7 protein-coding genes and 1 pseudogene are annotated in these 5861 nt (G+C 50.9%); 1 reads left to right on the top strand and 7 read right to left on the bottom strand.

What is annotated here, in order from left to right:
- On the bottom strand, positions 1–289 hold a 289-nt coding region (locus tag IQ235_RS16785), incomplete at its 3' end, for a hypothetical protein (protein ID WP_264322576.1).
- A gap of 158 nt (positions 290–447) precedes the next feature.
- Here IQ235_RS16785 and IQ235_RS16780 point away from each other — a divergent pair.
- Positions 448–618, top strand: a complete 171-nt coding sequence (locus tag IQ235_RS16780; RefSeq protein ID WP_264322575.1) for an Rpn/YhgA-type helix-turn-helix domain-containing protein — start codon at positions 448–450, stop codon at positions 616–618.
- 32 nt (positions 619–650) lie between these two features.
- Here IQ235_RS16780 and IQ235_RS16775 read toward each other — a convergent pair whose 3' ends face one another.
- The 6 genes and pseudogenes from IQ235_RS16775 to IQ235_RS16750 form a co-directional block, all read right to left on the bottom strand.
- On the bottom strand, positions 651–1493 hold the full coding sequence (locus IQ235_RS16775) for a sulfotransferase family protein (RefSeq protein ID WP_264322574.1): 843 nt from the start codon (positions 1491–1493) through the stop codon (positions 651–653).
- 248 nt (positions 1494–1741) lie between these two features.
- Entirely contained in the window at positions 1742–2467 is a 726-nt protein-coding gene (gene urtE, locus IQ235_RS16770; protein ID WP_405196690.1) for an urea ABC transporter ATP-binding subunit UrtE, read from the bottom strand.
- A 101-nt stretch (positions 2468–2568) separates the two neighbouring features.
- Complete coding sequence (locus IQ235_RS16765) at positions 2569–2724, bottom strand: hypothetical protein (protein ID WP_264322572.1); 156 nt, start codon at positions 2722–2724, stop codon at positions 2569–2571.
- Between the two features lie 237 nt (positions 2725–2961).
- Positions 2962–3696 (bottom strand): annotated as a pseudogene (gene urtD, locus IQ235_RS16760) (urea ABC transporter ATP-binding protein UrtD); the annotation flags it as partial.
- 38 nt (positions 3697–3734) lie between these two features.
- Positions 3735–4916 (bottom strand): urea ABC transporter permease subunit UrtC, encoded by a 1182-nt coding sequence (gene urtC, locus IQ235_RS16755; RefSeq protein WP_264322571.1) that lies wholly within the window; start codon positions 4914–4916, stop codon positions 3735–3737.
- Between the two features lie 237 nt (positions 4917–5153).
- The coding region (locus tag IQ235_RS16750; protein WP_264322570.1) for an ABC transporter permease subunit at positions 5154–5861 on the bottom strand (708 nt) is incomplete at its 5' end.

Raw genomic sequence — 5861 nt, 5'->3', positions numbered from 1 at the left:
GGGTGAGGTTGGCGAGATTCACCGTCCCGGACTTGACAAACAGGGGTCGGTAGGTGTCGCCGCCGCTAATGGATACGGTTTCCACCGTTGCCGTATCCGGGTCGTCTCCAGTCAGGGTGATGTTGCTGTTGAGGAGGCGCTTCATCACTCCGGCGACGGTGACATTGGTATCGAGGACGATGGTATCGTCTCCGGCGGCATTATTGGCTTCTTTTATCGCCCAACTGAGGGTGTTGGCGGTATCGCCTTCTCCGTTATCGTTGGCTTGGGTAACGCGAAAGATTGCCATGATGATGTTCTCGGGTTCGGTGCAGTGGCTCTATTCGATTTTATGCCGCTTATTCGGCAGAGTCGGGACTTTCAGGGAATTTCAGCGATTTTACCGAGTCTGGGGTTGAGGCGAGTGGTGGTTTGTATGGAATTACGGAGGGCGAATACGGAGGGTGAATGGCAGATAGCCTACGGAGGCAAAAAACGATCGCTTTGGGTCAAAGGAAAGGTCGCCAAGAAGAAAAACTCGCCATTGCCCGAGAACTGCTCGCTCTCCTCGACGACGAGGCAATCGCCCGAGTAACGGGGTTGAGCGCGGACGAGATTCGGGATTTACGCGGAGAATAAAATCAGTCGGTACGTTTTTCGGCGCGATACTCCTAGGTCGTCGCTAGGCGATCGAGTAATCCCGGATAGAACAGTTCGTAGAACCAGGAATAGCTATCCTTAAGTTCCCCATCGATGCGAGACGAGATAGGATGCCCCTGGGGAGGCGTAATTTTATCGTAGGTGGCGTGGCGATATTTGAAGCGGTAGTAGCTGTCGGCTTCATGGGGGCGCACCGTCAAGTTTTGCGGGTCTAGTTTGTGGGGGGCAACGCCCAACCACTCGTACAAGTCCTTCATCACCACTATGGGTTCGGTGGTCAAATGCTCGAACACTACGAAAAACAAGCGGGATTGCTCGTCCGGGGAGCGGTCTTGTACTGACTGAATTGCCCGTAGGGGCCCACCGACGACACCTTTGGGGGCAAATAAGGCTTCCGCCCGCGCACAAGGCGACAGATTCGCTAAATCGTCGGGAAAGTCCAGCCAGACGGTCTTTCGGTGCTGGGCTTCGATGGAACTGAAAATCTGCCCCAACTCTCTGACGCACACCAGCATCCGTACGTTGGGGTCGAGTTCGAGGGCGAGTTCGATTTGGTTGAGCCAACCGCGATGTTTATCCACCACCACCGGGCAGTCGGTTTCGTCCCACCAAGCGGCAGCAAAGGCTTGACAGGAGCGCTGAAGTTTGGTGTACGGGGTCTCGAACCCGCCATCGAGCTGCGCCAACCAAAACTCGCTATCGCTGAGGTGTCCTCTCAAGGTTTGCAAAGCCCCGAGCAAAGGGGAACTCATGCCGTCGCAGAAAATATCGGGATGTTCGGCGAGGAGTTGGCACAGGAGGGTAGAACCGGAACGAGGCAGTCCGGTAACGCAGAGAAGTTGGTGTTTTGACATTCGTTGCTTTCGATTTCGATGGGGCGCGTCCAATGATTAGAATCGCATATCTGCCCGCATTGATGCGATCGGAAGCTGGGGAAGCGGGGCTGACAGGTGTTGTTTTTAACAATGGTGTGAGTCTAGACGAACAATGGTGGAAAATGAAACTCAATCTAAGCATGGGTCGAACCCAAATGCCCAAAAATCAGCATCTCAAATCTCCCAAATGCTGTGCCCCTACAGTCGATCTTCTATTTGCCCTTCCATCAAACCGCCAAGAACTGCTGAATCACCTCGTTACTCAATTCACTCGTCGAACCCGAGGCCACAATCCCCCCCCGTTGCATGGCGTAGTAGAAATCCGCTTGGCGAACGAAATGAAGGTGTTGTTCCACCAGCAATACCGAGATACCCGTCGTTTCGATGATGCGGCGTACGGCGGCTTCGATTTCGAGGATAATCGAGGGTTGAATCCCCTCAGTGGGTTCGTCGAGGAGGAGGAGTTGGGGTTTGCCCATCAAAGCACGGGCGATCGCGAGTTGTTGCTGCTGTCCGCCGCTCAAATCTCCCCCCATCCGCGATAGCATGGTCTTCAGCACCGGAAACAGCTCGAAAATCTCCTCGGAAATCTCTTCGTTGCCCTTTCTCCCCCCCGGACGCGCTTCGATGCCCAGCAACAAGTTCTCCTCCACCGTCAGCCGGGGGATGATTTCCCGCCCTTGGGGAACGTAACCGATACCCAATCGAATTCGTTTGTGGGTGGGTTGTTTGACGATCGAAAGTCCTCCGTATTCCATCCTCCCACTTCTGGGTTGCAGCAGTCCGACGATCGTTTTGAGCATTGTGGTTTTACCCACCCCGTTACGTCCGATCAGACAGACCATTTTGCCCTTGGGAACGCTCAAATCCACATCCCGGAGAATGTGACTTTCGCCGTAGTATACGTTGAGTCCGGTGATTTTTAACGTCGTTTCGGGGGAAGCACTTGGCATGGAAAGGTCGATCGAATCAGTTTGTGTCATGGACTTGAGCGTTTCGTAATTTAGATCGAAGGACAAGGCACAGAATGCCCGAAAGTTTCGGTATCGATAATTTAATGTCGCACTTCCGCTTCCAATCGGCGTACTACATCTGCCGGTAACGCCAGGAGTTCCACCAGCCGACCGTAAGCCGCTGCCTCTTCATCGTTGATTGCCGATTCGTCGGGGGTACGCGCACTCGACCCAATGACTTCGTAGGACAGTTTCAACACCTGTTCCCGTTCTGGGGAATCGAGTTCGGCAACCTAATTTTCGATCGAAACATCTTGCGCCAGATAGTTGCGTAATTCTTCTCGCAAGTGCTGCTGCTGCTCGGCATCTTCGGCAAACAGACCGCTCAGACGAGACAGTATCACTTCCGCTTCTTCCGGTGCAATGCTACCATCTGCCCAAGCCATTGATGAAACGATACGCAACATTTTCATTTGCCGATCGCTAATGGTGGGCTTTTCGCCTAAATACACCTCAATCACGCGGGGGTCGTTTTGCACGTCATCCATACTCCCCTCGCACAGCCGCGAACCTTGATGCAATACCGTCACCGTCGTGGCGATTTGGCGGACGAATTCCATATCGTGTTCGATGACGACAATGGAGTGGCTTTGGGCTAGAGATAGCAGCAAATCTCCCGTCAATACCGTTTCCTCGTCGGTGAGTCCGGCAACGGGTTCGTCCACCAACAGTAAATCGGGGGATTGCGCCACCAGCATCCCAATTTCCAGCCATTGTTTCTCGCCGTGAGACAGCAACCCGGCTTTAATTTCAGATTTTGCCACCAATCCGATGGTTTCGAGTAATCCTTTGACCGTCAGCTTTTCTCCCGAGGAAACGGGTTTAAATAAAGAGGCAAAAACATTCTTATTTCGATTGCACGCAATTTCTAAATTTTCCCGTGGGGTGAGGTTGAGATATACCCTGGGAGTTTGAAATTTGCGACCGACTCCAAACCGAGCAATTTTATCTTCGCTGAGGGATTTGAGGTTACGACCTTTAAAGCGAACTTCCCCTTCGGTGGGCTGAACTTTGCCGGTGATTACATCTAAAAACGTGGTTTTTCCCGCACCGTTGGGCCCGATAATCGTGCGCAACTCTCCTTCTTCCATGCTGAAGTTGAGTTCGTTGAGGGCTTTGAAACCATCAAAACTAACGGTTAAATTATCAATTTCTAGAATGGGTGCCATTTTTTATCAGTCGCGGACTCTAATTGCGATAGTTTGAATTAAGAATCGATCGGGCGATCGAGTTCTTCTCGTTCTCGTTCCACTTCGGGGTTTTGTTCCAACTGAGGATAGGTAGAAACGCGCTGGGGTTTCCCAATTAAAGCGCGAATTTGGTTTTTTGCCCGATCGCGCATCCAGCCGATAATCCCATCGGGAAGTGCCGTCACGACAATCAGGAATAATGCCCCCTGGAAAAACAGCCACACCTCGGGAAATTCTTCGCTTAAAAGGGTTTGGGCATAACGAACGATCAGGGTTCCCAATATTGCTCCAATCAGGGTTCCTCGCCCCCCGACAGCCACCCAAATCACCATTTCGATCGAAAAGGCAACTTCCATAATATTGGGGGTGATAATGCCCGATTGAACGGTATACAGCGCCCCGGCAATGCCCGCAATTCCTCCAGAAATTGCAAACACCAAAACTTTAAATCCCGTAGGATTGTAGCCGGTAAATCGCAAGCGAGTTTCGTCATCTCGAATGGCAATTAACAACCGCCCGAACCGACCATTGGTCAGCCAGCGACATAAAATATAAGCCAGAATTAGGGCCAGAACCGTAATTCTAAAAAAGGTCAGTTGAGCTTCATCAGAACTTGCCAACACCCCGAAAATCGTTTCCGTATCGGTTTTCAGTCCGTTGGTTCCATTAATCAGTTCTTGTTGCCCGTTAAAGAAGTTAAAGAAAACCAGAAGTGCGGCTTGGGTTAAAATCGAAAAGTAAACCCCGCGAATTCTGTTTCTAAAGACTAAATATCCCAGCAATCCCGCGACAATCGTTGGGATAATTACGAGGGCAATTAATGTAAAAGGAAAAGAATAAAACGGTTCCCAAAACCACGGCAATTCTTTAACCCCATACAACCCAAAAAATTCCGGTATTTCTCCTTCTGGTAGCTGCAACTTCAAGTGCATTGCAAAAGCATAGCCCCCAAGGGCAAAAAAGATACCGTGTCCGAGGCTGAGGAGTCCGGTATATCCCCAAATCAAATCGATTCCCAAAGCAACGATCGCCAGAGATAAAAATCGCCCCAACAGTTTGAGGCGAAACCCGGAAAGAATGGCGGGCATGGCGAACATCAAAAATAGCCCGAGGGCGACAATTATCGCCCCTTCAACGAGCAGCCGTTTCTGGGATTTTGAGGAGCGTTTTGTGGTTACAGTCGGTGTCTCTACCGTCATGAAGTTTTAGAGTTGAGAGTCTAGATTCTGCGGAGTTGGGAAAGATTTTGTCGAGATTGAAAAACCCAAAATACACCCTGTATTTTTATTGTTAATCAAGTCGTTAGACGAGCCATTAAAACCTTCGATTTCTTCGATTTCTTTTCTTCTTCTAACTTTGTGTCCTTCGTGCCTTTGTGGTTCTTTTCATTCTCCACTCTATTAGGTACCAAGAGAGTCCTTTCCCACACCCGATACTTAAGCATCCACCGATCGCCCTTTTTGAGGGAAGATACCCGCCGGACGAATTTGTAAAAACGTAATAATTAAAGCAAAAACCATCACCTTTGCCATGCTGGTGGAGGAAAAGAATTCAAAGAAATCAGAGACGAACGGTATCGCTTCCACCATCCGGGCGATCGTTCCCGAACCGATGAGATAGTTCACCGTCCCGATGGCAAACGCGGCAACGATACTACCGACGAGTTTGCCCACACCGCCAACCACCACCACCATAAAGGTATCGACGATATAGTTCCCCCCCAAATTCGGTCCCACCGATCCCAGCAACGTAATCGCACATCCAGCAATCCCCGCCAATCCCGATCCCAGGGCGAAGGTGAGAGCATCGACGGTTTCAGTGGGAATCCCCAAACAGGCGCTCATTTCCCGATTCTGGGTCACCGATCGAATTCGCAACCCCCAACTCGATCGATTCAAGAACCAATACACCCCCACCAAACATAAAATCGTCAAGACGATAATAAAGATGCGGGCGTAGGGCAGTTGGATATTGCCCACCGGAATGCCGCCCCGCAGCCAAGCCGGGGCGGTGACATCAACGTTACGGGCGCTAAACCAGGGCCGAGTTAGGGCTTTCGATTCAGATTTGCCGATGAGAATGCTCGTTGTCAGGGCAATCCCCGCCGAAACAGACAACAGAATCGCGATCGCCCACTTCTGAAT

Origin of the sequence: Zarconia navalis LEGE 11467 (genome assembly GCF_015207075.1) — a bacterium.
GTDB lineage: Bacteria > Cyanobacteriota > Cyanobacteriia > Cyanobacteriales > Geitlerinemataceae > Zarconia > Zarconia navalis.
The sequence above is the reverse complement of the archived record's forward strand: the minus strand, read 5'-3'. Positions and strand labels throughout refer to the sequence as shown.

Excerpts from the sequence above, each read along its gene's own strand:
- IQ235_RS16780 (WP_264322575.1), top strand. The coding sequence starts at position 448 with ATGGCAGATAGCCTACGGAGGCAAAAAACGATCGCTTTGGGTCAAAGG.
- IQ235_RS16775 (WP_264322574.1), bottom strand. The coding sequence starts at position 1,493 with ATGTCAAAACACCAACTTCTCTGCGTTACCGGACTGCCTCGTTCCGGT.
- urtE (WP_405196690.1), bottom strand. The coding sequence starts at position 2,467 with ATGCCAAGTGCTTCCCCCGAAACGACGTTAAAAATCACCGGACTCAAC.
- urtC (WP_264322571.1), bottom strand. The coding sequence starts at position 4,916 with ATGACGGTAGAGACACCGACTGTAACCACAAAACGCTCCTCAAAATCC.